Origin of the sequence: Youngiibacter fragilis 232.1 (assembly GCF_000495435.3) — a bacterium.
Taxonomy (GTDB): Bacteria; Bacillota; Clostridia; order Clostridiales; family Clostridiaceae; genus Youngiibacter; species Youngiibacter fragilis.
Genome location: NZ_AXUN02000233.1, coordinates 1 through 26,719 on the forward strand (window position 1 = coordinate 1; position 26,719 = coordinate 26,719).

Below are 26,719 nucleotides of genomic sequence, written 5' to 3' on the forward strand. Positions count from 1 at the left end.
CCATACACATCAAAGAAATTACCGATTCTTACATGAGTGGAATTGAGTTTGGCAAAGAGGAAGTTACTTTATCAATTAACCTCTGAATTTTTCATGCCTATCGGCCAGCGTCAATGCCTGCAAACCTGAATCCAGTCTTGTTTCCCCTGATCTCGACGAAACCGATTGTAGGCTTCTGGCCCCCTCTGGGCTCAGCAGCGCTGCCCGGATTGAAGGTCAGTATTCCATCGGACGAATCCTCTGAAGCGATGTGAGTGTGCCCGTAGAGGGCTATGTGGCACCCCTTATCCTTTGCAGCCTTCGCAAGCTCGTGGAGACCCCTTTTGACCCCGTACGCATGGCCATGCGTAGCGAATATCTTAAGGTGTCCCGCCTCGATGACCTTGAAGTCCTTTTCAGCGCTGTAGTCGCAGTTGCCAGGAACGGTTATTACCTCCATACCAAGCATGGCCTCCATGAGGTCGGCATCATCCATGTTGTCCCCGAGGTGGATCACCTTGTCAGGCTTAGCCTTACCGATTATGGCTATGGCCTGCTTGATGCTCGTGGTCCTCCTGTGGGTATCGGAAACTACCGCGATAAGCATATGCTATTCCCCTTCTTCAAGTGACAGCTCTTTTACAAGCAGCGCAAGCGCCTTGCCCCTGTGGGATATTGCGTTCTTCTCCTCAGGTGCGCTCTCACCGAAGGTCTTGTTAAGCTCAAGGGAATAGAACATCGGGTCATAGCCGAAGCCGCCTTCCCCCTTCAGCTCGAATGTTATTATCCCCGGAGTCTCCCCCTGGACTATGATTTCCTTCTCTTCACCTATAAGAGCCATGGCGCAGATGAACCTTGCGGTCCTCTCATCCCATGCGACTCCAGAGAGCTCGTTAAGGAGCTTCTCATTGTTTTTGGAATCAGTAGCCCCTTCGCCCGAATAGCGTGCAGAATAGACGCCTGGAGCGCCGTTAAGTATATCCACGGAAAGTCCCGAGTCATCGGAAAGGACATAGGTATTCTTCCTTTCAGGAAGGCTAAGGCTCTCGAAAAGCTCGGTAGCCTTCTTCAGGGCATTGCCCCTGAAGGAATCCTGGTCCTCGTCGACCTCCATCACTATTCCGGCATCCTTCATTGATAATACATCAAATCCCAGAGGCGCCAGCATGTCCTTTATCTCTTCAACCTTATGCTTGTTGTTGCTTGCTATTATTATCCTCATATCCTACCTCAGAACCCTGTCCATTGCGCTTCCCAGGGTCTCCTTCATCTTCTCTATGAGCGCCTGGTTCCCGATCGTCGCCAGCTCAAGCATGTCCATGAGCTCGATGTTGTTGAAGGGCCTTTCCTCTCCGGTCCCCTGCAGCTCTATGAAGTCACCCTTGCTGTTCATAACGACGTTCATGTCCACCTCAGCCTTGGAATCCTCCACATAGCAAAGGTCGAGCATAGGCTCGCCATGTACAATTCCGACACTGATTGCGGTTACCGCGGAGCTTATTGGATATCTCTTGAACGGGGTGACCTTGTCGATGGCGTTTACCGCGTCCACAAGGGCCACGAAAGCACCCGTTATGCTGGCAGTCCTCGTGCCTCCATCAGCCTGTATGACGTCGCAGTCGACCCATATGGTCCTCTCACCGAGGGCAGTGAGGTCAACTACTGACCGCAGTGCACGCCCGATAAGCCTCTGTATCTCAGTGGACCTTCCGTCAAGCCGAAGCTTCGCAATGTCCCTCTGCTTCCTCGTCTGGGTGGATCCTGGCAGCATGCTGTATTCAGCCGTTATCCATCCGCTTCCTGAGCCCTTCAGGAACACTGGTACCTTATCCTCGATCATCGCGGTGCAGATTACCTTCGTGTCCCCCATCTCCATGAGCACGGAGCCCTGGGAGTACTTGGTGAAGTTCCTGGTGACCTTCACGTTCCTTATCTCATCGTTTAATCTTCCGTCAATCCTCATAAATTTTCCTCTTTCGCGCCTGAACGGCAATTATTCGTAGAGCCTGTATATCTCATCCCTCGCAGGAGGGACCACTTCAATCTCTTCCTCAGCAAGAAGTATTCCTCTTCCTTCAGTTACCCTGCCTATCACAGTGGCCTTGATCCCAGCCCCCTCGAGTCTCCTCAGGGCTTCATCCGCATCCTTCACCGCTATGAGCATTGAGCCTGAGGATATGAGCCTTAAAGGGTCAAGCCCGAAGCTCTCGCAGAGTTTCCTTGTAACACGCCTTACTGGCATCATGTCCTCACGGACCGAAAAGCCGGTTCCGGAAGCCTGAGCCATCTCCCAAAGCGCTCCAAGCACCCCGCCTTCGGTTATGTCATGCATCGAGGATGCAAGACCCTTCAGGAGCATTCCCTCCTTGAGCACCGAGAGCTCCATTGCGTAGTTTTCAGCTTCCCTCAGTTCCTCCTCGGTAAGTACCTCCCTTGACCTGTCCGGGAAATCCTTCGCTATTATGGAGGTCCCCTCCAGGCAAAGCGATTTGGTGACGATGATGCTGTCTCCAACTTTTGCTCCTGAGGTCGTTATAAGCTCTTCCTCGCTTACAACTCCAACAGCTGTAAGGGATACAACCATCCTGTTCACGGCATCTGTCACCTCGGTATGCCCGCCCATGACCTGCACGTTCATGAGGCGTGCCTCCCTTGAAATGTCCTTCATGACAGTCTCTATATCCCCGAAGGAAGAACCCTTTGGCGCAAGGATAGTTACAAGCACCCCAAGCGGTTCAGCCCCGGTCGTTGCAATGTCATTTATGTTGATATGAAGCGCGATGTTGCCGAGACCGCTTGTCGCCGCAGTCACAGGGTCAGTCGACATGACTATCAGACCGTCGTTCATCTTGAGCACCGCACAGTCTTCACCGATGCTTCCGCTCTTCAGCACCTCAGCCCTTTCAGCACCGCTATTCTTCTTTATAAGCCTCTGGAGTATGTCCCAGTTGAGTTTGCCAGTTTCCATAATCTACCTCGCTACTATTTGACTCATTACATTCTACCACAATGGCTGAAAAATGGAACAGCCTCCGTCCACGTAAAGTGTCCGGAGGCATTGCCATTCTTCCTATTTCAGCCTTTCAAGCTCCTCAGCGACAAGCTTGTTTATGACAGTCGGATTCGCCTGGCCCTTTGTGGCCTTCATGACCTGTCCAACAGCAAAGCCCAGTATCTTCGTCTTGCCTGCCCTGTAGTCCTCGACTACCTTGGGATTCGCAGCAAGCACCTTCTTGACTTCCTCAAGAAGCGCGCCTTCATCGCTCACCTGGACCATGTTCCTTTCCTTAACGATAGAAGCAGGGTCCTTGCCCTCCTCGAACATGAACTCAAGTACCTTCTTGCCCATGGCAGAGGATATTGTGCCGTCCTTTATTATCGCGACAAGCCCTGACAGCTCCCTGGGTCCGAACTTCAGGTCGGCTATCCAGGTACCGTTCTCGTTCATGAGCCTCGAAAGGTCTCCCATTATCCAGTTGGACACTGCCTTGCCGTCCTTCGCTTCCTTGGCTGCCTCGTCGAAGAAGTCAGCCATGTCCGCTGTAAGTGTCAGGACCATGGCATCATACTTCGGTATGCCGTATTCCCTGACAAACCTCTCAGCCTTCTCGTGCGGAAGCTCAGGTATCGTCTTCCTTACCCTCTCGATCCACTCATCGCTTATATCGAGGGTGACCAGGTCGCCTTCAGGGAAGTACCTGTAGTCGTTGGCCATCTCCTTGGACCTCATGAGCCTTGTCTCCTCGATGGAATCATCCCATCTCCTGGTCTCGACGGTGAGCCTCTCCCCGTTCTCAACAGCCTCGCACTGCCTTCTGTACTCATAGCCGAGGGCCTTTTCAAGGGCCTTGAAGGAGTTCATGTTCTTGACCTCTGACTTGACGCCAAGGGTAGTTACACCGACTTCCCTCACGGAAATGTTGCCGTCACACCTCAGGCTTCCCTCCTCCATCTTGACATCGGAGACGCCAAGTGCGAAGAGTATTGCCCTGAGCTTCGTGAGGTAGGCAGTAGCCTCCTCCGGAGTCCTTATGTCAGGCTTCGTGACTATCTCTATGAGAGGCACTCCTGACCTGTTGAAGTCGACAAGGGAGCCCTTGGAGGTATGCATGAGCTTTCCTGCATCTTCCTCCATGTGGATCCTTTCGATCCCGATCCTCTTTATGCTTCCGTCAGAAGTCTCGATCTCCACATAGCCGTCATGGCATATGGGGAAGTCATTCTGTGTTATCTGGTAGTTCTTCGGAGCGTCAGGATAGAAGTAGTTCTTCCTGTCGAACCTGTTGAATGTGTTGATCTTGCAGTTGAGCGCAAGTCCGGTCTTCAGCGCGAAGTCAACGACCTGCCTGTTTATCATCGGAAGGGCTCCCGGAAGCCCGAGACATACTGGGCAGACATGTGAATTGGGCTTTCCGCCGAATTCAGTGGTGCAGCCGCAGAATGCCTTCGTCTTTGTCTGGAGCTCAACATGGACCTCGAGTCCTATAACCGCTTCGTATCTCATGGTGCCCTCCTATAATGAAGGCCTTAGGTCAAGGCCCCGTTCACTCTCGTATGCATAGGCGATGTCAAGTATGGTCTGCTCGCTGAAATGGGCTCCCATTATCTGGAGTCCAAGCGGCATCCCTTCACTCAGTCCGCACGGTATTGAAACTGCAGGTATGCCCGCTATGTTCACCGGAACCGTGTAGATGTCATTAAGGTACATTGCCATGACATCCTCAGTCTTGTCCCCTAACCTGAATGCAGGCGTAGGGGTAGTCGGGGAGATCATCGCGTCGAAATTGGAGAATATGCTGTTGTACTCGTCCTGTATCAGCTTCCTTACCTTAAGCGCCTTCTTGTAGTAGGCGTCATAGTAGCCGGCCGAAAGGACGTAGGTTCCGAGCATGATCCTCCTCTTTACCTCAGGACCGAAGCCCTGGCTCCTCGACTCCTTGTAGAGGTCGATGAGGTCGAGAGCCTCCTTCGCCCTGAACCCATACCTTATTCCGTCAAACCTCGCAAGGTTGGACGAAGCCTCCGCCGAGGATATTATGTAGTAGGCCGCAAGGGAGAAGTCCGCCATCTTGAGGCTTACTCTCTCGACTTTGGCGCCAAGTGCTTCAAATACCTTGACTGACTCCTCGATGCTCTTCCTTGCGTCTTCATTAAGGCCTTCACCAAGGAACTCATCAGGGAGCGCTATCCTCTTGCCCCTGATGTCCTTTGATAGGTTTGCATACAGGTCGCCAAGGTCCCTTGAGTGTGTGGTGAAGTCCCTGTCATCTTTGCCGGTTATTGCGGAGGTTATGAGTGCAAGGTCCTTTACGTCGCGACCAAGTGTCCCCACCTGGTCAAGGGTCGAACCGAAGGCAGTCACACCGTACCTTGAAATGGAGCCGTAGGTAGGCTTGAGTCCGGCTATTCCGCAATAGGCAGCAGGCTGCCTTACCGATCCGCCAGTATCAGTGCCTAGTGAAACCGGAACCTCCATTGCGGCAACTGATGCTGCCGATCCGCCTGAAGAACCTCCCGGTACCCTGTCAAGACCGAAGGGGTTCCTTGTCAGCTTGTATGCGCTGTGCTCTGTGGATGACCCCATTGCGAATTCATCCATATTAAGCTTTCCGACGATAACTCCGCCCTGCCTCTTTATCTTCTCTGTGACTGTGGCATCGTAGGGAGCGATGTAGCCCTCGAGGATCTTCGAGGCGCAGGTATTCTGCATACCCTTCACGGATATGTTGTCCTTTATCCCTACTGGAATTCCCGCAAGAAGGCCATCCTTCTCGCCGTCATCGTACCTTTTGGCTCCCGCGAGAGCGGATTCCCTGTCAACGGCAAGGAATGCGCCTACGCTCTCGTCCACTGCCCCTATCCTTCCAAGGAAGGACTCCGCAACATCCTTTGCGCTTACTTCGCCCTTACCGAGCATACCCTTAAGTTCATGCGCCTTGTATTCAAACAGTTCCATCTTACACCTCTATGACGCTGGGAACCCTGAGATACTCTTCGACCCTGTCGGGAGCATTCATCAGGAATTCATCCTGGTCCATTGACTTTGCAACCACGTCTTCCCTGTACACATTCTCGATATAGATAGGATTGACCAGGATTTCAGCACCTTCAGTGTCAAGCTCGGAAAGCTTGTCCACGTATCCCAGTATGTTGTTGAGGTCCGTAATGAACCCTGATTTTTCATCTTCGGTGAACTTAAGCCTCGCAAGCTCGGCTATGTAGTCCACGTCCTTCCTAGAAACAGACATATTCTACCTCCATTGAAGGCACGGCTATAGTTGCCGTTTCCGCCTTAATTCATATATTTTACCACAACCCTCGCTTCAGGACACTCCTGAATAGAAGAAAAAGAGGCTCACCGCAGCCATTGCAAGTGAAATAATGCCATACACCCTGCTTTTCGGCCATTTCCCCGAATCTATCATGAACCTGATGCCCCAAAGCAGCTGTCCGATGAACATGGAGAGCTGAAGGGCATCATAGTTATTGAAATACTGCAGGTAAAGGAAATGGTAGGTCGTGAGCATTGTGAGCAGAAGCACTCCAGTGGTCACGGCAACGAACACCCAGCAAAGAATTGTCAGAAGGTGGTCAAGGAAGTCAGGTGTATTAAGCGTTCCCCTATCCATCAAGACCACCAGCCATACCGAGGAATTCCTCCTCTGTAATTGTCCTCACATTCAGGTCCATGGCCTTCGTGAGCTTTGAGCCCGCTTCCTCGCCATAGAGGACAAAGTCAGTCTTCTTCGATACCGAGGATGACACCTTTGCTCCAAGTGAGATCAGCTTCTCCTCGATCTCCTTCCTTCCGAAGTTCCTGAGGGTACCGGTCACGACCACAGTCTTCCCTGTGAACGGACTCTCGATCCTCACCTTCTCTGTTGACTTCGGTACTACGCCGCTCTCCCTTATACTTTCAAGCTCGTCAAGAACCGCCTGGCTCCTGAAGAACTCGTGGATGCTGTCGGCGACTATCCCTCCGACTTCAGGGACCTCCAGGAGCTCCTCAAGGCTTGCATCCCTTATCCTCTCCAGCGACCCGAACCTTTCGGATAGGTCCCTTGCAGTCTTGACCCCAACATTCGGTATCCCAAGCGCGTACAGGAACGCATGCAGCTCCCTGCCCTTGGAATCCTCAATTGCCTTCAGGATGTTTTCAGCCTTCCTGTCCCCGAACTTCTCCAGCGTGAGAAGCTGTTCCTTCTTCAGCCTGTAGATATCCGAGATGCTCTTGACACCCAGGGCCTCGAAAAGCTGCTCGGCAGTCTTCTCGCTCAATCCCTCGATGTTCATGGCATCCCTTGAAGTATAGTGCACAAGGCTCTTCACCATCTGCGGCTTGCAGGAAAGCGTATTGTCGCAGAAATAGTGGGCTCCCGTAAGGACCAGAGGAGTGCCGCAGGACGGGCAGAATTCCGGTGGCACTATCTCCCTGGTACCCTCATCACCTTCTGAAACTGACCTCAGGATCTCAGGTATGACGTCGTTCGAACGCCTGACAAGCACATCACAGCCAATCCTCACGTTCTTTCGCCTGACATCATCCATGTTGTTCAGGGTAGCCCTCTTCACGGTTACACCTGCCAGCTCCACCGGCTCAAGTATCGCTGTAGGGGCGACCCTTCCTGACCTTCCCACGTTCCACTCCACGTCAAGGAGCCTGGTTACAGCCTCCTCAGCCTCGAACTTGTAGGCAATGGCCCATTTGGGGAACTTCACCGTATAGCCCATGAGCTCCCGAGTCCTTGTGTCATCAACAGCTATCACGGCTCCGTCGATGTCAAAGTCAAGTTCTGCACGCCCTTCCTCGATCTCCCTTATGGCTGCCTCTATCTCAGAGAAGGTTCCTGCAGTTCTCACATACTCATCCATGAGGAATCCGCAATCCCTGATATGCGTAAGCATCTCCGTATAGCTGGAAAACGTCCTTCCCTCGATGTACCCGATATCGTAGAAGTAAGCCGTAAGGTTCCTCTTCCTCGTCTCGTTCAGGTTAAGGTTCCTCAGCGCCCCTGCAGCACCGTTTCTCGTGTTCTTCAGAGGGACATCGGACTCCTCGTTGTACTTCCTGAAGGCGGCCTTCGTCATCATGGCCTCTCCATGGATCTCCAGAGTGTTCCTGTCAGGGATCCTTAAGGGCACTGACTTTATGGTCTTCGCCTGGGCGGTCACCTCCTCGCCAATTGCTCCCGTTCCCCTTGTTGCTGCAGTCACGAGCAGCCCGTCCTCATAGGTCAGGTTAAGTGTAAGTCCGTCGAACTTCCTTGTTATGACATATGAAGGCGGAGGAAGGCTTTCACCACCCTCCGCATTTGCAGCCTCGACGAACTTCACGTTCCTAAGGTGCCATGCGTGAAGCTCTTCAAGGCTCTGCGCCTTGTCAAGGCTCCAGAGCCTTCCCTTGTGAGTGTGCTTCCTGAATTCAGGCAGCACGGTGTCACCCACCCTCTGGGTAGGCGAGTCCGGCAGCACGATCCCGGTCTCAAGCTCGATTGCCTTAAGCAGGTCGTACTTCCTGTCATATTCAGCGTCGGTGACGCTGGGGCTGTCCAAAACGTAATATTCCCTTGAAAGCCTGTTCAGCTCCGAAACAAGCTCCTCCATCCGCTTAATACTGTCCATTTCAACTCCTATACCAGCTATACCAGCTCCAGTGGAGCAAGGCTAAGCATCAGATTCTTTATTCCCTGTGAATCGAAGGCTATTGTGACCTTCACGTCACCGCTCTCGTGTATGGCGTTAACTATCGTACCATTCCCGAATTTCGGATGCCTTACCTTCGTACCGGGCTTGGCGTCCTCCTTGGACAGTGTCTTCTTTCCAGGCCTGTCGAGGGTCTGCATGGCGCTTTCCTGCGCTTCCCTTGCAGCATACTCTGAAAGCCTCGACCTTCTCTCGAAGAAGCCTCCGGTCCCCTGCGAGTGAGCCCTGACGTAAGCCTCCTTGTTACCGCCGACGCTTTCCTTGAGCTCCTTCGGTATGTCAACAAGGAACTCCGACGGCGGATACATTACAGTCCTTCCATACACCACCCTCACCTCGGCATGGGTCATGTAGAGAAGCTCCATGGCCCTGGTTATGCCCACATAGGCGAGCCTCCTTGACTCCTCCATATCCTTCTGGTCCTCAAGGGAGCTCGCTCCCGGAAACAGTCCGTTCTCCATGCCCACCATGAACACAACCGGGAACTCAAGTCCCTTTGCGCTGTGGAGGGTCATGAGGAGGACAGCGTCCTCCTTGGCATCCATGGAGTCTATGTCAGAGACAAGAGCCACGCTTTCAAGGAAATCTGAAAGCTGCCCGTCCGGATTCATCATCTCGAAGTCAAGGGCCGCATTCACGAATTCCTCAAGGTTCTCTATCCTCGACAGGTCCTCAGGGTCCTTGGAGTCCACCAGCTCCTTCATGTAGCCTGTGGTTTCCAGCACATGCTTCACGAATGCAGAAACAGTCATGTCAAGCTGGCTCTCCATGAAGGAAAGGTGCATGTTCCTGAAGTCTATTACGGACTTCAGCGTCTTCCCCTTGATTATGTTGAGCTCCTCAAGGTCCTGCATCAGGTCGAACATCGTCTCCTCGTTGTCCCTTGCGGCCTGGGCCAGCTTCTCAACAGTGGTGTCCCCTATGGCCCTTTTAGGCACGTTAATGATCCTTCTCAGGCTCACCTCGTCGAAGGGGTTGTTCACAAGCCTGAGATATGCAAGGATGTCCTTGACCTCCTTCCTGTCGTAGAACTTCAGTCCTCCAATGATCCTGTAGGGAATGCCCTCCCTCATGAAGGCTTCCTCGAAGTTCCTTGACTGGGCGTTTGTCCTGTAGAGGACCGCGAACTCCTTGTAGTTCCTGCCGTCCCTTCCGAGCCTTCTCACCTCTGACGCCACAAACGATGCCTCATCCTTGTCGTTGTACGCACTGTAGACCCTTACCTTCTCTCCCCTGTCCTTCGTTGTCCTGAGCGCCTTCGGCTTCCTCTCCAGGTTGTGCCTTATGACGTTGTTTGCGGCATCTAGTATGGTTCCCATGCTCCTGTAGTTCTGCTCAAGCTTTACTACCTTGGCATACGGGAAATCCATCTCGAAGTCAAGGATGTTCCTTATGTCGGCTCCCCTGAACTCGTATATGCTCTGGTCGTCGTCTCCCACCACGCATATGTTCCTGTGCTCTGACGCAAGGAGCTTCACCAGAGTGTACTGGGCATGGTTGGTATCCTGGTACTCGTCCACCATGATGTACCTGAACTTTCTCCTGTATTTCTCAAGAACCTCAGGAAACCTTCTGAAAAGCTCCACAGTCTTCATTATGAGGTCATCGAAGTCCATGGCGCTGTTTGCCTTGAGCCTTGTCTGATATGTCTCGTATACCTCGGCAATCTTCCTGTTCCTGTAGTGGTACTCGTGCTTCCTCCTGAAGGCTTCAGGGCTTTCAAGCTTGTTCTTGGCATCGGAGATCATCCCTATTATCTGCTTCTCAGGGTATTCCTTGTCACTTATGTTCATTTCCTTCATGATCTGCCTGACGAGGGACTTCTGGTCATAGCTGTCATAAATGGTGAAGTCCTTCTTGTAGCCCAGGTTCTCTATCTCGCGCCTCAGTATCCTCACGCAGCTCGAATGGAAGGTTGAGATCCACATGTTGAGGGCCACATCCCCTATGAGGCTCACCACCCTTTCCCTCATCTCGCCTGCGGCCTTGTTGGTGAAGGTTATGGCAAGTATCTCATACGGCTGGACTCCCATTTCCTGTATCATGTAGGCGATCCTGTGTGTCAGGACCCTGGTCTTTCCTGAGCCAGCACCTGCCAGAATGAGGACAGGTCCGTCTATCGTGGTTGCGGCTTCGTACTGTTCTTTGTTAAGCAGTTTCTTAAGGTCCAAATAACTCACTCCTAAGATCATTTCCATTAGATTATACCATATCAGCCGGAGCTCTCCACGACTTTTATAAGAACTCATGTTCACTCATGATCATTGTCAATATAAAAAAACAACCCTCCGGCAATCTGGGGGGATCCGGAGGGTTTATGAGGCTTTCGGGCAAGGCGAATTGGGGGGGCGCCATGCCAAATAAGAAAAGGGGCTGTTGTTCCTTTGCTTATCCCTACATGGATTATAAACCCAAAAACCCGCCTGTATCAACGCTTTGCGTCATATTTCAGCATCTCGCCTGATTAAACCTTTTCATTTTGGAATTACAATAATGTAAACTTTTAGATTTACAGATTTTGGAGCATGTTTATCTCTTCATCGGTGAGCTCCCTGATTTCGCCCTCGTCAAGGTCCTCGTCCAGGACGATTGGTCCGAAGGACACCCTCTGCAGGAAGGTCACTTCGTTGCCTCTCGCCTTGAACATCCTCTTGACCTGGTGGAACTTGCCCTCCCTGATGGTTACATGGACCTCTTTCCTGTCATCTTCAGAGATAACAAGGTCAGCAGGCATGCACCTGTAGCCTCCGTCTATCTCAAGCCCCTTCCTGAAGGCTTCTATGTCGCTCTCATCAGCCTCATTTTCAAGGTTCACGTAATAGACCTTGTCGACATGGCTTTTAGGCGCAAGGAGCCTGTGGTTCAGCTCGCCGTCATTCGTAAGCAGAAGCAGCCCCACCGTATCCTTGTCCAGCCTTCCCACAGGGAAAGGCTCGAAGGACTTGTAGTCAAACGGCAGAAGGTCTACTACAGTGGTGTCATGGTTGTCGAAGGTTGCTGAAACCACTCCCGCCGGCTTGTTCATGAGGAGGTAGATGTACTTCCTGTATACTATCTCCTCCCCGTCAATGACAATGACATCCTTCTCCGGGTCTGCCTTCATCCCCGGATCCTTTGCCACGATCCCGTTTACGGTGACGAGACCCTTCCTTACGCTTTCCTTTATCTCTTTCCTTGAGCCATAGCCCATATTCCCGAGTATCTTATCCAGTCTTTCCATGCTACTCCTTAAAAAAGAAGGGGAAACTCTGAAAACTGTTCTTCAGGCGTTCCCCCTTTCATTTATTTTATGTTACAGTCTCTTCTCCAGCGCTTCCTTCAGCTCTTCATAGCCAGGCTTGCCGAGGAGTGCGAACATGTTCTTCTTGTATGCCTCGACACCCGGTTGGTCGAATGGATTGACTCCTGTCATGTATCCGCTGACTGCGCATGCGAGCTCGAAGAAGTATACCATGTATCCGAAGTTCTCCGCATCTATCCTGTCAAGGTTGAGCACCACATTCGGTACTCCTCCGTCAACATGTGCGAGAAGAGTTCCCTTGAAGGCGTTTGTGTTGACGTAGGACAGGGTCTTTCCTGCAAGGAAATTGAGTCCGTCAAGGTCATCATCATTTGCCTCGATAACGAAGTCAGATGTTGGTTCAGCAACCTTTATCACAGTCTCGAATATGTTCCTCAGGCCTTCCTGTATGTACTGTCCCATTGAGTGCAGGTCGGTCGAGAAGGATACTGATGCAGGGAATATTCCCTTGCCATCCTTGCCCTGGCTTTCACCATAGAGCTGCTTCCACCATTCAGAGAAGTATATCAGTGATGGCTCGTAGTTTACGAGTATCTCAGTCACCTTGCCCCTGTAGTACAGCGCGCACCTTGCAGCCGCATACTGCAGGCACTCGTTGTCCTTCAGGCTGTCTGCAGCGTAGTCATTCCTTGCTGCCCTAGCTCCTGCCATCATGGCATCAATGTCTATTCCGGCTGCAGCTATCGGAAGCAGGCCAACTGCAGTCAGTACCGTGAACCTTCCGCCTACATCATCCGGAACTACGAAGGTCTCATAGCCTTCAGCAGTCGCCAGGGTCTTGAGGGCTCCTCTTGCCCTGTCGGTTGTGGCATAGATCCTCTTTGCAGCCTCTTCCTTGCCGTATTTCTTCTCCATGTAGTCCTTCATTATCCTGAAGGCTACCGCAGGCTCCGTGGTAGTTCCTGACTTGGATATTACGTTGACCGAGATGTCCTTCCCTTCGATCATCTCAAGCACCTGGTTAAGGTAAGCTCCTGAGAGGTTCTGCCCAAGGAAGAATATCTGCGGAGCATTCCTCTTCTCCTTCGGAAGCAGGTTGTGGAAACCATGGTTAAGCATCTCTACTGCCGCTTTGGCTCCAAGGTATGAACCGCCAATTCCGATAACAACAAGCACGTCTGAATCGCCCTTGATCTTCTCTGCAGCCTTCTTTATCCTGACAAATTCTTCCTTGTCGTAGTCCTCCGGAAGGTCTACCCATCCAAGGAAGTCATTTCCTGCACCGGATTTGTCCTTTACAAGTTTGTACGCTGCCTTGACCATTGGCTCAAGCTTTTCGAGTTCGTCCGGATTGATGAATCCCTGAAGTTTTGAAAGATCGACTTTTAACATACTCACACCAGCCTTTACTTTATCTTATGGTTATTCAATGACAAAACCCGCTGAAAAATGAATCAGGTACAGTCACCTGATTCAATTTTACGCTAATATGACGTGATTTTCAACGAAACCCGGCTTCTCATGGCAGATTGCTCAGAAATAGCCCATCATGGCCTTGATTTTCGCTTCACAGCATCCGGATATCTTGTATTTCACGATATCCACCGCTGCATCCCTGTGCCTTCTCACCGCTACGGTTTCACCGCAGGTTGAGCACACCAGCTTATAGCCCTTCTTCCTTATAACCCTTGTTCCTGGAGCAGTGAAAAGAGTGTCATCAGGAATCCCGAGGGATCTGCATACGTTCTTGAATACAGCATTGTGCCCGTTGTTCCTTCCTGTGGTCACATTGGCATAGAAATGCGCATATTCATGTATTATCACGTTCCTGACAACTTCCTCGTCAAACTCCCCTGAAAGCAGCCTTGCGGAAAACCTGAACTCATGTGCCTTCACCTTTCCGTCCTTCTCCTTGAAGACAAAGGAACCCATTGTCTTCTCCATCCTGTCGCTTATGCTCACAGGGATGCCTTTCGTACTTAATCCGGCCCTTTCACCTGTCTCAGTCAGGACCCTTTCAACCTCATTAAGATTCCATATCTTGTGCATGCTACCACCCATTAAGAAAGGCCAGAATTATCTGGCCTCCATTTCACTTTATTTGCCCCTCTTCTTCTGTGCAGTTGATTTCTCCTTGTGCATGAAGTTATTGTCGTGGCTTATCCCGGCAGGATTAACCTTTTCCCTGGTGACGTCACTGTGCTCGATGATCTTGTTGACATCAACGTTCGTATCAGGATCGTCGTGCTTCTTTATGATTCCAGCCTTCTTCTTGATGTCCTCGATACTCAAAGAAATCGCCTCCTTGTTTTTAAAGATTATAACATCAAAATGTTTTGATTCTGTGTACAATCGATTAACAAAAACGCTTCCCGGCAACTCATGCAGGCGCACAAACCCAGGAAAAATTCCAATGGCGAAAAGCATGAGCTTTCCGCCATGATATCGCTTGAAACTAACCCACTTGCCTGACATTAGGTCAGGCGGTGTTGAACAGGCTTTCGACCAGCCTGCCCTCAGCATAAAGCTTCCTGATGTTGAATATCTTGTCCAGTGTTATCCTTATCTCGTCCTTGAGCGGATACCTCATGTCGATATACAGGTTTACTCCGTCCTTCTCATACTTGACAAAGCGTTCGGCGTGCTTCGGAACCCCGACATATATGCTTGGCACCGGATGAACCCATGAAATGCGACCCATCGCATTTGCAACCACTATATATACGTTATTACCTTTTTCGACTATGAAATCCATTGCCTCTGGTGAAATTTTGATCCTCATTTTAAGCACCTCTTTTACAGGCTATTGATGGAAGGTTATATCTCCTCCATCATAGTCATTGTAGCATCCATAATTCATTTCCATGTGTACACACTTTTAAAAGCCTGTGAATTATTGATAACAATTCTCAATTAGGTGCAATTCTTCTATTCCTCTACGCTCTTTGCCTCGACATAGAGCTTCTTTATCATAAGTATGTTGTCCAGCGAGACGTTTATCACATTCCTTATGACATATCTCCTGTCTACATATACGCTTACGCCTTCGTCCTCAACAAGTTCGAACCTTGTCGTATCCTTTGGTTTTCCTACATATATTGAAAGTATTGGAGTAGCTCCGCTGAAGCAGCCCTGTGAGTTCGCCTCATTGATATAGACTACTCCGCCCTTCTGAATTATGAAATCCCTTGCTTCCTTTGTGATGTTTACGTTCATTACTGACCCTCCATATCTAAGACTTCCTGCATAAACTTACTTAACTTAATCTTCGGTTACCCTTGCTTCAGCATAGAGCCTCTTGATCATGATTATGTTGTCGAGTGAAATCCTCACCGGATTCCTGCCTACATATTTCCTGTCCACGTATACCTTGATTCCGTCAACCTCTACCAAGGTAAACCTTGTAATATCCTTGGGGGCTCCGACATAAGCCGTCAATATGGGAGCCGCACCTGTGCAGCAGCCGTGAATTCCACCCTCATTTACATAGCAAGCTCCGCCCTTTGAAACTATGAACTCCCTGGCTTCAGAGGTCATATTTACCTTTAAGTCATACTTACTGTGTTCTAAAGACTGCAAATGTCCCATGCTCCTTTCTTACAAATACTGATAAGCTGCGATGTCTCATTTCTACATATCCTTATGGTAAATCATACCATATTATTCCTAAAAAACTCTAAATTTCTTGTATCTGTACAGTGCTCTGCATGGCTTAACATTTCTCCCCGTATACCTCATGCAGATCCATTTATCAGGATTTCCATTCACTGAATCTTAACATGCCTGATACCGGCCTGGTGGCTTATAATGATAAGAGAATCAAAGAAATCCAATATTCATGACAAAAATGGAACGGAGGATAAGAGATGAGCGGAAATAAGATACTCTTCATTGATGTTGACGGTACTCTTGTAGACTATCAGAACAACATTCCGGAAAGCGCAGTCAATGCGATACGGACAGCACGGAAGAATGGGCACCGCGTCTATATATGTACCGGAAGGAGCAGGTCCGAGGTATATCAGAACATCTGGGACATCGGCCTTGACGGCATGATCGGAGGTAACGGAAGCTATGTGGAGGATGACGGGTATGTCGTAATGCACCAGAGGATCACTCCTGAGCAGGCCAGGCGGATAGTGGACTGGCTCCATTCGAGAAAGCTTGAATTCTATCTCGAATCAAACAGCGGCCTCTACGCCAGCGAACGCTTTGAAGAGGTCGGGGAGCCTGTCATACGTGAGTATTCTGCTGGAAAAGGAAATGCCAAGGCCGCCTCAATAACAGTCCGCGAGGCTTTCCCCGAGATGATCTTCGGAGGCGAGCTCTACAGGGATGACCTCAACAAGGTCAGCTTCGTACTTTCAAGCTACAAGGATTTCCTTGATGCCCGCAGTGAATTCCCAGACCTTAAGGCAAATACCTGGGGAGGCAAGGGAGAGCATCCTCTGTTCGGTGACCTTGGAGTCAAGGGAATCGACAAGGCAAACGCTGTCCATCAGCTTCTCGAGCATCTCGGTGCAGACGTCGAGGACACCATAGCCTTCGGGGATGCGAACATAGACATACCGATGTTCGAATATTGCGCAAAGAGCTGTTGCATGGGAAGCGGCGGGGATGAGGCCAAAAGAGCTGCAGACTTCGTCACCACCGACGTAGACAAGGACGGTTTGTACAATGCATTCGTGCATTTCGGGCTTATCTGAAATAGCCCTTAAAAAACATATCATTAAAGGCACCACTAGTTTCTGCTAGTGGTGCCTTATTCTGCAGAACAACATTTTATTCTGATTCACGATATGCTGACAAGTGATATTTAATCCTATCTGAAAAGTTCATTACAGCAACCGATATTATACAAACAAATATGAACGATTCTGAGGCTGACACGTATTTTTAAAGATGCGGAATGGCAAATCATCTCATTATCCTAATGAAGTAATAGGTATGTGCATTAACTACCTTACTTCTTAACCAGCTTCTTATACATCTGCCTGCTGCTGCTAGGTTTATCAGGTATGGTCATTGCTACATAACCCATTTCCAAAGCAGGCAACAGGTATTTATCTCTGAATGATTGCCTATGCTTCAATCCCAAAAGCTCCATTAAATCCTTCGTAGAATATTCCTTATCACTCATGACTCCCAGCAACTTCTCGACTTGTTCGGTGACTTGTTCGGTGACCTGTGCGGTGACCTGTGCGTTTTCTGCAAGTTCCCTTAATGCATCATAAATAGCAGTCAGAACAAAATCGATGAATTTGCCAGAGTCAGCGCTATGATCACATTCTCCCAACACTTTGTAATATTCATCCTGTCTCTCCTTGATCAACGTCTCTATAGGCAGCCATCCAAACAACGGCTTCCATTTGTAGAGAATCAGTGTCTGCCACATTCGCCCCATTCTGCCATTCCCATCAGCAAAAGGATGAATGAATTCAAATTCATAGTGAAATACACAGCTTTTAATCAGCGGATGTACCTCTGATTCATTTGCCCACTCTACCAGGTCTTTTATAAGGTGTGGTACCTGGGTTGCCGGTGGAGCCATATGTACCAATTGTTCTCCTGCAAATACTCCTACCCCGCCGCTTCGATATGTACCAGCTTCCTTAGTCAGGTCCTTCATCAGTACCTTGTGGGCCAAAAGAAGATCCTCGATTGAGTATGGGTTTAACTCAAGAAGTCTTTCATATGCCTCAAAAGCGTTCTTAACTTCGCATATTTCATCCGGTGATCCAAGGACTCGCTTTCCATTGATGATATCTGTCATCTGATCTAAAGATAACGAATTGTTTTCAATGGCTAACGATGCATGGATTGTCCGGATTCGACTGTCTCTCCTTAGCCTTGGATTGTTGCTCATTTTATCACTTATTGCAATTTCGACAATGATTTCTGTAATCTCAGAAATCAGATTGACCGTTCTGTTTGATATTGTATATGGCGGAACATATCCATTTTTGCTCATGGTATCCTCACTGATGTGTAAAATTCGCTTCAATATATTATTACTATTGTTTTATACTTCTACTTAATTATATCATATTACCTAATAATAAGACTGTCCGATTCTATTTAGAGGCTTTTCGAATTAAATTTTTGTTTTTGAGTTTCTCTTTCCAGCTAAGAGCACTGCAAATACAAAAAATGGTCCAATTCAATTGCTCATGCTCTCAATGCAGTAATAGGGATTACGTATACCCCATCCTTCCTCTTATACGCTGCAACTGACATTCCACATATCACACAAAGTACAGATGGCACTTTCCCATGTGGATCATCCGCAATTTCCCTGCTCAATTTTGTAAGGCTTTCTGCTGCTTTATCTATCTGGTTCGCACCAAGCTTTATATCAAATGCGCACCATCTTCCATCCTTCAACTCTATGACTGCATCTACTTCCCTGCTCCTGTAGTCCTGATAATGATATAGATTTGCGCCAAATGATTCCGCATATATCTTCAAGTCACGCTCACAGAGTGATTCAAACAGGAAACCTAACGTCTCCAGGTCATTCAGAAGCATTTCAGGAGTCGCCTTCATTAGTGCACATGCCAATGATGGATCTGCAAAATGCCTCTTCTCTGCCTGTTTAACACGTACTGATGACCGGATGCGGGTAGAATATGGCTGCTGATTATCAATAATGAACAACCTTGAAAGTATATCAAGATAACTTGCAATTGTTGCCACATCAATGTCTTCATCATCTGCAGAACTTATGTCATTTTTCAACTTTTTAATTGTTGCTGTTGTACCTTCGTTTCTTGCCAGGGATTTCAACAGCAGATTCATTTTTGCAGTGTCCCGTTTTATTCCATCTATTCGATAAACATCATCATTGACTATAGCCTTCAGGTATTCTGCAGGAACCAGCCCTGCTTTTTTCTCAGGAACATTCAGATTGCCGGGCCACCCACCTCTGATGATAAGATGTATGATGTTCTTCAGATCAACATCTCCTGTCATTGCTGAAACATCTTCTCCATTACAGATTGACTCAAGTGACACCTTCCCGCTTGAATCGCCTGATTCGAATAATGACATGGGTCTCATTCTTATGGTTGCAATCCTTCCCGCCCCGCTGTGCATTATTCCCTTATGATTAGGTGTAGCTGAACCAGTCAAAATGTACTTGCCCTTATCTTTTTCCTGATCCACCTTATGTCTTACAGCGTCCCACAATTGGGGCACTTCCTGCCATTCATCTATCAGTCTTGGATTTTCCCCTTCAAGTACAAGGGCCGGATTCAACTCTGCCAATCTCCTGTTCTGAAAATTACCTGCCGGATCTCCAATCAAAATTTCACTCTTGCAATGATATGATGAAGTCCATGTCTTTCCACACCACTTTGGGCCCTCAATACATACTGCTCCAAAAACGGACAGGTAGTCTTCAATCTTGCTATCTATGATTCGCGGTCTGTAATCCGATAAATTCATTACCACTCCTCCTCCTAACTACAGCATATCCTATTCCTTGTAATTTCACAATTCCATTCATTGTGATTTTGCATTTCCATTCCTTGTGATTTCATAATTACATTCCTTGTGATTTCAAGCCCCTGCTTTGCGATTTTTATTCCTATAACATCTTTTGCCTTTTTTATTTATTTGCTTTCATGAAAAAAGCTGAAGGCCATTTACTGACCTTCAGCGTATATGTAGCTTATTCGAACTCTATTGTAGCAGGCGGCTTTGAGGTTATGTCGTAAACTACCCTGTTTACTCCCTTTACCTCATTTACTATCCTTCTGCTTACGATATCCAGGACATCATATGGTATCCTTGACCAGTCTGAGGTCATTCCGTCGATTGAGTTGACTGCCCTAAGGACTATCATGTGTGAATATGTCCTTTCGTCGCCCATTACTCCAACGGACCTTACGTTTGGAAGTGCAGCGAAATACTGCCATATGGTCTCGTCAAGGTGAGCCTTTGCAATCTCTTCCCTGTATATGGCATCAGCTTCCCTTACAATGTGGAGCTTCTCTTCAGTGAGTTCTCCGAGAACCCTGATTCCAAGACCAGGTCCCGGGAATGGCTGCCTGTATACAAGGTCGTGCGGTATTCCAAGCTCTTCTCCAAGCTTCCTGACCTCATCCTTGAACAGCTCCCTGAGCGGCTCTATGAGCTTCAGCTTCATGTCTTCAGGAAGTCCGCCCACGTTGTGGTGGCTCTTGATAACCGCTGAGGTTCCAGTACCTGACTCAACAACGTCAGGATATATGGTTCCCTGTACAAGGTAGTCTATGTCGCCAAGCTTGTTGGCCTCTTCTTCGAATACCCTTATGAACTCCTCGCCGATTATCTTTCTCTTCCTCTCTGGGTCTGATACGCCCTTGAGCTTTGAAAGGAACCTTTCCTCTGCATTTACCCTTATGAGGTTCATCTCAAACCTCTTCCTGAATATTTCCTCTACCATGTCGCCTTCGTCTTTCCTAAGAAGTCCGTGGTCGACGAATATGCAGGTAAGGTTCTTGCCTATGGCCTTATGTACAAGGACAGCTGCAACCGATGAGTCAACTCCGCCTGAAAGCGCGCAGATTACCTTTGAGTCCCCTGCAAGCTCCTTGACCTCCCTGATCTTCATGTCGCCATAGTCCTTCATCTCCCAGGTCTTCTCAGCCTTGCAGATGTTGTATATGAAGCTTTCGAGGATTTCAGTCCCAAGCTCGGTATGCACTACCTCAGGATGGAACTGTATTCCATAGAGTCTTCTCTCATCATTCTCCATACCAGCGACTTCGCAGTCTTTGGTTGAAGCTGATATCCTGAATCCTTCAGGAGCCCTGTGGACAGTGTCGCCATGGCTCATCCATACTATGGATTCCTTCCTCAGTCCGTCAAACAGAGTGGTGTTGTCCTCGAATGTTATCTCGGTCTTTCCGTATTCCTTGACATCACCTCTTACAACCTCTCCACCGAGAAGCTTTGTCATGAGCTGATGGCCGTAGCATATCCCGAGAACCGGAACTCCAAGCTCGAAGATCTCTGTGCTTATGGTCATTGAACCTTCAGCATTGACCGAGTTAGGGCCTCCTGTCAGTATTATGCCCACCGGATTCTTCTTCCTTATCTCGTCGACAGGCGTCCTGTTTGGTATCAGTTCGCTGAAAACACCAGCCTCCCTGACCCTTCTTGCTATTAACTGATTGTACTGACCTCCGAAGTCGATGACTACGATTCCCTTCTGTTCCATGGGACCTCCTATAAATCTGCGTTGCTGTAGTTCGGTGCTTCCTTTGTAATATAGATGTCATGCGGATGGCTTTCCTTTAGTCCGCTTGAAGTCTGGACGACGAATCTCGCGTTCCTCTCGAGAGCCTCCAGGTCCTCAGCTCCAAGATAACCCATTCCTGACCTTACTCCGCCCATAAGCTGGAATATTGTCTCGGATACGTAGCCCTTGTAAGCGACCCTTCCTTCGACTCCCTCAGGCACGAGCTTCTTGGCATTCTCCTGGAAATACCTGTCTCCTGAGCCCTTCTTCATTGAAGCAAGGGAACCCATTCCCCTGTATACCTTGTAGTTCCTGCCCTGGTATATCTCCATTTCTCCTGGTGACTCCTCGCAGCCTGCAAGTATCGATCCGGCCATTACGACCTTCGCTCCTGCGGCAAGCGCCTTGACAATGTCACCTGAGAACTTGATTCCACCGTCAGCTATGACAGGGATTCCGTATTTGCTGCAAACCTCGACGCAGTCCATGACTGCTGTAAGCTGTGGTACGCCAACACCTGAAACGACTCTTGTCGTACAGATCGACCCTGGTCCTATGCCGACCTTAATGCAGTCAGCACCAGCTGCTACAAGGTCCTCGCAGGCCTCGGCGGTAGCTACATTTCCGGCTATTACCTGAAGGTCCGGGAAGGCAGCCTTTATCTTCCTTACCGCATCCATGACACCCTGTGAATGTCCGTGTGCCGTATCTAATGCTACCACATCCACCTGTGCTTTGACCAGAGCCGCGACCCTGTCAAGCAGATTCTCGGTTACACCGACAGCAGCTCCGCAGAGAAGCCTGCCCCTTGAATCCTTGGCAGAATTAGGGAACCTCTTTATCTTCTCGATGTCCTTGATAGTAATCAGACCTTTGAGGTTGTTATCCTTGTCGACAAGCGGGAGCTTCTCGATCTTGTTCTTCTTGAGGATTTCCTTCGCCTCATCGAGTGTAGTTCCCTCAAGGGCGGTTATAAGGCCTTCCTTTGTCATGACTTCATCTATAAGCCTTGTGTTGTCCGTCTCAAATACAAGGTCCCTGTTGGTGACTATGCCGACCAGCTTGCCGTCAACTACGATAGGCACTCCGCTTATCCTGTATCTTGCCATGAGCCACTGGGCATCCTCCAGTGTGTTGTCAGGTCTGAGGAAGAATGGATCCGTTATTACGCCGTTCTCCTGCCTCTTTACCCTGTCCACCTCGTGGGCCTGCTCCTCGATAGACATGTTCTTGTGGATTATACCGATGCCGCCTTCCCTTGCTATTGCAATCGCCATCGCAGATTCAGTGACCGTATCCATTCCTGCGCTCATTAGGGGGATATTCAGCTCCAGAGTTGAAGTGAGCCTGGTCTTAAGGGAAACATCCTTTGGAAGCACCTCGGATTTATGGGGTAACAGAAGCACATCATCGAAGGTATAAGCGGTTTTGACAATCTTGTTCAAGTCGGTTTCCTCCTCAAAATTAAAATGGCATGCCGTCAACAAGTGACAGCACGCCATAAGATACAGCTTCTATCACCCATAGACAGGAATTCAAATGGTTCCTTGTAGAGACGTCCTGCCTTATCCAGAACATATATGAGTATAGTTTCTTATTTAATTTTAAACTTAATTATATCCATGTACCTGTACCATGTCAATTGAAGCCATGCAAGAAAAGTTGTAAATTTACATAAACATTAAATCGAATCCTTCATATTTTCAGGCCATATTGAGAAAAATCCGTAAAGCAAGCAACCGCAATGGTTTACACCGTTTCCAGATTCTGATAATATCGGCTGGATCAAATGATGTGCTGATATAATCTAAGGGAGGTGAATTGAATGATAAGGCTTGTTGTTACAGATATGGACGGTACCTTCCTCCGGTCAGACATGACCTATGACAGGGAACGTTTCGATACCCTATTCAACCGGATGAAGGAAACCGGAGCATATTTCGTTGTCGCTTCAGGAAACCAGTACTACCAGATAAGAAGCTTCTTCCAGGACAAGATGGATGACATATGGTTCGCTGCTGAAAACGGGAACTTCCTTGTGAAGGGAACAGAGCCTGTGTTCAACACTTCAATAGAGAAGGAAATGACAGGAAAGGCAATAGATGCCATCCAGGCGATGGACGGGGTCGCGCTGGTCGTGTGCGGGAAGGAATCCGCATATATCTCAGGAGTCAAAGCCGAGACAGCAGCACACATAAACAAATTCTTCCACAGGCTGAGGGATATGGACACCCTTACCGGACTTCAGGATGAGATACTGAAGCTTACAGTCATCACAGAAGACAACGATGCTGTCCACTATGCCCCGATACTCCAGGATATCGTGGGAGACTCCATGGTCGCTGTCGCGACTGCAAAGAACAACGTGGACATCATGAAGAAGGGCATTAACAAGGGCACTGCAATAGCCTATCTTCAGGAAAGGCTCGGCATTTCACCCTCAGAGACCATGGTATTCGGCGACAACGGCAATGACATTGAGATGCTGGGCAGGGCAGAGTACAGCTACGCCATGGACAATGCCATACCCAGGGTCAAGGAAGCCGCGAGATTCACAGCACCATCAAACAACGATGACGGAGTGCTCGCGATCATGGAACAGCACCTGAAATAGAAAAAAGCCTTCGGAGTCTCAGCTTCCGAAGGTTTTTTCTATATGAAGAAGTAGAATAAGGTATCAGTGACCTCCATCCTTGATACCATCAGCCCCAGATAAAGGAAGGGTATGAAGTAAGCCTCCCGGCTTCTTTTCACAAGGCACCAGACAAGCGCGAGCGCTGCTCCTATAGCCATAGCCCTGAATACCCCCGTCCCGTACATCATGGCAATCGCCGCAAGGATATACAGATCCCCCTCACCGAACCAGTATTTGAGCCTCCTGTCCTTCCTGTATATCCAGACAAGGAATCCGAACAATGCCGCAACGTAACTCTTCCTCACAATGAAGCCTGCTGTTGCTGCCGGAAACAGGAGCCACATTGGGATCTGGTGCACCTCCCCTGTATAGGCGTCTGTGATCGCACTGACAAGCAGCACAGACGAGAAAACCACCTCCATTCCACTGATACCAGAAACATGGTTGAGCAGCATGGACGATATGAAGATGGCGGCTAATGCCGCCTTCTTCACCTCGTTTCCATCCTTAAGAAGGATCATGGCTCCAGCCGCGCATGCTGACATTGTTGAGACCGCTGACAGCGACAGCTGCATCAGCGTCATCAATCAGGGTGTAGAAAGTGCAGTCCGAAGACCTGCAACTGTAAGGGCAGCGAAATCAGTATCAGCATTCTCCCTTGTAAGTATGTCCTTAAGGTCCGTACTTATCCCTGTCAGCGCAGCGATCTCCGTCATGGTGTCATCCTCAGCGATGTCCGTTGCATTCAGGGCGTTGTAGGTATCGACAAGCATGACGACCTCCCTCTTGACCGACAGCTCCTGAATGCTCTCAGCCTTCTCCACAAGCCCGTTGTACTTTGGCGCAGAGATTGCAAGGATCACTCCAGAAATTGCGATCACCACCAGCATCTCCACAAGAGTGAAGCCCTTCATCCTTTTCCGTCTTTCCATTTATATTCCCCCTCTTTTTGTTTGGTATCCACATTATGCTGAGGAATAACCAGGAACAAACATATTAATCAGGAGTTCACATCAAATTTCCCCTTGTTTATTTCTATCCTCTTTGAATAGGAATTGATGCAGAAGGACTGGAATATGGCATTAAAATTATTCAGACTGCATGGCAAAAACATTCGTATCTGAGGTTGGATTTCCATAGTTCCACATCGATGGAAAGCGATAGGTGCATTATCGCTTCAAAATGCAACGATAGATGAAGCGATAGGCCGAGCGTTGCAAATAAGGAGCATTAAAAAAGGGTCGTTTTGAGTTAAGAGCTGTCCTTTGAGTACAAAAACCGCATCATACACATAATAATTAATAATTATGTGACTGGAGTCACATAATTCCATATAATTATGTGATTCGGAAAGTTTCTATTAGAACACGTGTTATAATGAAGGTGTGACTACATTACATTAATGCCAATTAAAGTTTGGGAGATGATGCTTTTGGAACGCCTTATCATAAAAGAACTTACAAAATGGAAGGAATCCCCTTACAGAAAGCCTCTGATCGTAAAAGGTATCAGGCAGGTAGGCAAGACCTGGATACTGAAAGAATTTGGAAGGCAATATTATGACAATGTTGCGTACTTCAACTTCGATGAGAACATGGAATACAGGCAATTCTTCGAAACCACAAAGGATGTTGACCGAATACTTCAAAACCTGATGTTGGCAAGTTCACAGAAGATCATTCCCGAAAAGACCCTGATAGTTTTCGATGAAGTTCAGGACTGTCCCAATGTGATAAACTCAATGAAATACTTCCAGGAGAACGCACCACAATATCATATTGCCTGTGCAGGTTCCCTGCTAGGCATCGCACTTGCAAAGCCCTCCTCATTCCCGGTTGGTAAAGTCAATTTCCTGCAAATTGATCCGATGACCTTTACCGAGTTCCTTCTTGCCAACGGCAATGAGAACCTTGCCCGTTATTTGGATACAATAAATATGATTGAACCCATACCCGACGCATTCTTCAATCCGCTTTACGAAAAGCTTAAGATGTACTACGTTACCGGTGGTATGCCTGAATCAGTCCTTATGTGGACGGAAGCCCGCGATGTGGATGCAATCCAGGGAGCGCTGTCAGGCATAATAGGTGCATATGAGCGTGACTTCGGCAAGCATCCGGACGTTACTCAGTTCCCTAAAATCTCCATGCTCTGGAAATCAGTACCATCCCAGCTTTCCAGAGAAAATAAGAAATTCCTTTATAGGGTTATCAGGGAAGGTGCTCGTGCCAGGGAGTATGAAGACGCCCTGCAGTGGCTTGTGGAAGCAGGACTTGTGCACAAGGTTTTCAGGCGCAGTGCTCCAGGCCTTCCTATTTCAGCTTACGATGATCTCTCAGCATTCAAGGTCTACCTTGCCGATGTGGGACTTCTCAGAAGACTGTCCCTGCTTGCACCTACTGCCTTCAATGAGGGCAATCGGCTGTTCACTGAGTTCAAGGGTGCTCTTTCTGAAAATTACGTGCTTCAGGCTTTGACAAAACAGTTTGAGGCTACTCCACGATATTGGGCACAAATTAATCCACCATATGAAGTTGACTTTTTGATACAGCGGGAAAATGACATCATCCCTGTGGAAGTCAAGGCCGAAACCAATACTACAAGCAGGAGCCTGAAAAAGTTCAAGGAATTGTTCGGCGACAAAGTCAAACTGCGTGTGCGCTTTTCGCTGGATAACCTTAAATTGGATGACGATATGCTCAATATTCCGCTATTTCTGGCAGACCATGCAGACAAGCTTATTGGAATTGCACTGGAGCAGCTCGGCAAGGGAAGCTCTGAATTTTAGTTTGGCGTGTCTCTTAAGGATCGATGCAGCTCAGGAAATCCTGCCCACAATCAGCAGAAATAGCATCTGTTCAGGTTAAAAGCTATTTTGAATTTTTTTGCAAAAATGAAAAGGGATGCTCGCGCATCCCTTTGTCGTTTATTAAAT

At 48.6% G+C, this 26,719-nt stretch carries 26 protein-coding genes and 1 riboswitch; of the genes, 3 read left to right on the top strand and 23 right to left on the bottom strand.

Annotated elements, in window-relative coordinates:
• Positions 1 to 97: 97 nt before the first annotated feature.
• The 17 genes from T472_RS18535 to T472_RS18615 form a co-directional block, all read right to left on the bottom strand.
• Complete coding sequence (locus tag T472_RS18535) at positions 98 to 586, bottom strand: metallophosphoesterase family protein (RefSeq protein ID WP_023386191.1); 489 nt, start codon at positions 584 to 586, stop codon at positions 98 to 100.
• 3 nt (positions 587 to 589) lie between these two features.
• Complete coding sequence (gene rdgB, locus T472_RS18540) at positions 590 to 1,201, bottom strand: RdgB/HAM1 family non-canonical purine NTP pyrophosphatase (RefSeq protein WP_040908249.1); 612 nt, start codon at positions 1,199 to 1,201, stop codon at positions 590 to 592.
• Between the two features lie 3 nt (positions 1,202 to 1,204).
• Positions 1,205 to 1,942, bottom strand: a complete 738-nt coding sequence (gene rph / locus T472_RS18545; RefSeq protein WP_040908251.1) for a ribonuclease PH — start codon at positions 1,940 to 1,942, stop codon at positions 1,205 to 1,207.
• A gap of 30 nt (positions 1,943 to 1,972) precedes the next feature.
• Complete coding sequence (locus tag T472_RS18550) at positions 1,973 to 2,947, bottom strand: AIR synthase family protein (protein ID WP_023386189.1); 975 nt, start codon at positions 2,945 to 2,947, stop codon at positions 1,973 to 1,975.
• 102 nt (positions 2,948 to 3,049) lie between these two features.
• Positions 3,050 to 4,483, bottom strand: a complete 1,434-nt coding sequence (gatB, locus tag T472_RS18555; RefSeq protein ID WP_023386187.1) for an Asp-tRNA(Asn)/Glu-tRNA(Gln) amidotransferase subunit GatB — start codon at positions 4,481 to 4,483, stop codon at positions 3,050 to 3,052.
• Positions 4,484 to 4,492: 9 nt separating this feature from the next.
• A complete protein-coding gene (gatA, locus tag T472_RS18560) occupies positions 4,493 to 5,935 on the bottom strand; it encodes an Asp-tRNA(Asn)/Glu-tRNA(Gln) amidotransferase subunit GatA (RefSeq protein WP_023386185.1) in 1,443 nt (480 codons plus the stop codon).
• Between the two features lies 1 nt (position 5,936).
• Entirely contained in the window at positions 5,937 to 6,227 is a 291-nt protein-coding gene (gatC, locus tag T472_RS18565) for an Asp-tRNA(Asn)/Glu-tRNA(Gln) amidotransferase subunit GatC (protein ID WP_023386182.1), read from the bottom strand.
• A 75-nt stretch (positions 6,228 to 6,302) separates the two neighbouring features.
• Entirely contained in the window at positions 6,303 to 6,608 is a 306-nt protein-coding gene (locus T472_RS18570; protein WP_023386180.1) for a hypothetical protein, read from the bottom strand.
• Positions 6,601 to 8,601, bottom strand: a complete 2,001-nt coding sequence (ligA, locus tag T472_RS18575) for an NAD-dependent DNA ligase LigA (protein WP_023386178.1) — start codon at positions 8,599 to 8,601, stop codon at positions 6,601 to 6,603. Before ligA ends, T472_RS18570 begins: the two co-directional genes overlap by 8 nt.
• Before the next feature lie 17 nt (positions 8,602 to 8,618).
• Positions 8,619 to 10,853 carry a DNA helicase PcrA gene (pcrA, locus tag T472_RS18580; RefSeq protein WP_023386175.1) on the bottom strand — a complete coding sequence of 745 codons (2,235 nt, stop codon included), beginning with the start codon at positions 10,851 to 10,853 and terminating at the stop codon, positions 8,619 to 8,621.
• A gap of 338 nt (positions 10,854 to 11,191) precedes the next feature.
• On the bottom strand, positions 11,192 to 11,902 hold the full coding sequence (locus tag T472_RS18585; RefSeq protein WP_023386173.1) for a pseudouridine synthase: 711 nt from the start codon (positions 11,900 to 11,902) through the stop codon (positions 11,192 to 11,194).
• A 72-nt stretch (positions 11,903 to 11,974) separates the two neighbouring features.
• Positions 11,975 to 13,315 (bottom strand): glucose-6-phosphate isomerase, encoded by a 1,341-nt coding sequence (locus T472_RS18590; protein WP_023386171.1) that lies wholly within the window; start codon positions 13,313 to 13,315, stop codon positions 11,975 to 11,977.
• Between the two features lie 141 nt (positions 13,316 to 13,456).
• Positions 13,457 to 13,972, bottom strand: coding sequence for a SprT-like domain-containing protein (locus T472_RS18595; protein ID WP_160319154.1), 516 nt, complete (start codon positions 13,970 to 13,972; stop codon positions 13,457 to 13,459).
• A 48-nt stretch (positions 13,973 to 14,020) separates the two neighbouring features.
• A complete protein-coding gene (locus T472_RS18600) occupies positions 14,021 to 14,215 on the bottom strand; it encodes a hypothetical protein (protein ID WP_023386167.1) in 195 nt (64 codons plus the stop codon).
• A gap of 187 nt (positions 14,216 to 14,402) precedes the next feature.
• Positions 14,403 to 14,705, bottom strand: coding sequence for a CC/Se motif family (seleno)protein (locus T472_RS18605; protein ID WP_023386165.1), 303 nt, complete (start codon positions 14,703 to 14,705; stop codon positions 14,403 to 14,405).
• A gap of 146 nt (positions 14,706 to 14,851) precedes the next feature.
• Complete coding sequence (locus T472_RS18610) at positions 14,852 to 15,139, bottom strand: CC/Se motif family (seleno)protein (RefSeq protein ID WP_023386162.1); 288 nt, start codon at positions 15,137 to 15,139, stop codon at positions 14,852 to 14,854.
• A gap of 45 nt (positions 15,140 to 15,184) precedes the next feature.
• Positions 15,185 to 15,460 carry a CC/Se motif family (seleno)protein gene (locus tag T472_RS18615; protein ID WP_023386160.1) on the bottom strand — a complete coding sequence of 92 codons (276 nt, stop codon included), beginning with the start codon at positions 15,458 to 15,460 and terminating at the stop codon, positions 15,185 to 15,187.
• A 329-nt stretch (positions 15,461 to 15,789) separates the two neighbouring features.
• Here T472_RS18615 and T472_RS18620 point away from each other — a divergent pair, with 329 nt between their 5' ends.
• Complete coding sequence (locus T472_RS18620; RefSeq protein WP_023386158.1) at positions 15,790 to 16,629, top strand: Cof-type HAD-IIB family hydrolase; 840 nt, start codon at positions 15,790 to 15,792, stop codon at positions 16,627 to 16,629.
• A 257-nt stretch (positions 16,630 to 16,886) separates the two neighbouring features.
• On the opposite strand, the gene T472_RS18625 is transcribed toward T472_RS18620, so the two are convergent.
• From T472_RS18625 to guaB, 4 genes are all read right to left on the bottom strand, one after another.
• On the bottom strand, positions 16,887 to 17,894 hold the full coding sequence (locus tag T472_RS18625) for a Fic family protein (protein ID WP_023386156.1): 1,008 nt from the start codon (positions 17,892 to 17,894) through the stop codon (positions 16,887 to 16,889).
• A gap of 197 nt (positions 17,895 to 18,091) precedes the next feature.
• A complete protein-coding gene (locus T472_RS18630; RefSeq protein WP_023386153.1) occupies positions 18,092 to 19,369 on the bottom strand; it encodes an ATP-binding protein in 1,278 nt (425 codons plus the stop codon).
• Between the two features lie 226 nt (positions 19,370 to 19,595).
• Positions 19,596 to 21,128, bottom strand: coding sequence for a glutamine-hydrolyzing GMP synthase (gene guaA / locus T472_RS18635; protein WP_023386151.1), 1,533 nt, complete (start codon positions 21,126 to 21,128; stop codon positions 19,596 to 19,598).
• An 8-nt stretch (positions 21,129 to 21,136) separates the two neighbouring features.
• Positions 21,137 to 22,594 carry an IMP dehydrogenase gene (gene guaB / locus T472_RS18640; protein WP_023386149.1) on the bottom strand — a complete coding sequence of 486 codons (1,458 nt, stop codon included), beginning with the start codon at positions 22,592 to 22,594 and terminating at the stop codon, positions 21,137 to 21,139.
• 59 nt (positions 22,595 to 22,653) lie between these two features.
• Positions 22,654 to 22,753: riboswitch (purine riboswitch) on the bottom strand.
• 221 nt (positions 22,754 to 22,974) lie between these two features.
• Between guaB and T472_RS18645 the strand changes: the two genes are divergently transcribed.
• Positions 22,975 to 23,763 carry a Cof-type HAD-IIB family hydrolase gene (locus T472_RS18645; protein WP_023386147.1) on the top strand — a complete coding sequence of 263 codons (789 nt, stop codon included), beginning with the start codon at positions 22,975 to 22,977 and terminating at the stop codon, positions 23,761 to 23,763.
• A gap of 38 nt (positions 23,764 to 23,801) precedes the next feature.
• Here the strand turns inward: T472_RS18645 and T472_RS18650 are convergent, their stop codons facing one another.
• Complete coding sequence (locus T472_RS18650) at positions 23,802 to 24,371, bottom strand: hypothetical protein (protein ID WP_040908254.1); 570 nt, start codon at positions 24,369 to 24,371, stop codon at positions 23,802 to 23,804.
• Entirely contained in the window at positions 24,372 to 24,716 is a 345-nt protein-coding gene (locus tag T472_RS18655) for a type II secretion system protein (protein ID WP_023386142.1), read from the bottom strand. It lies immediately after the preceding gene.
• A gap of 500 nt (positions 24,717 to 25,216) precedes the next feature.
• On the opposite strand from T472_RS18655, the gene T472_RS18660 reads away from it, so the two are divergent.
• Positions 25,217 to 26,572, top strand: coding sequence for an ATP-binding protein (locus tag T472_RS18660; RefSeq protein WP_023386139.1), 1,356 nt, complete (start codon positions 25,217 to 25,219; stop codon positions 26,570 to 26,572).
• Positions 26,573 to 26,719: the final 147 nt, after the last annotated feature.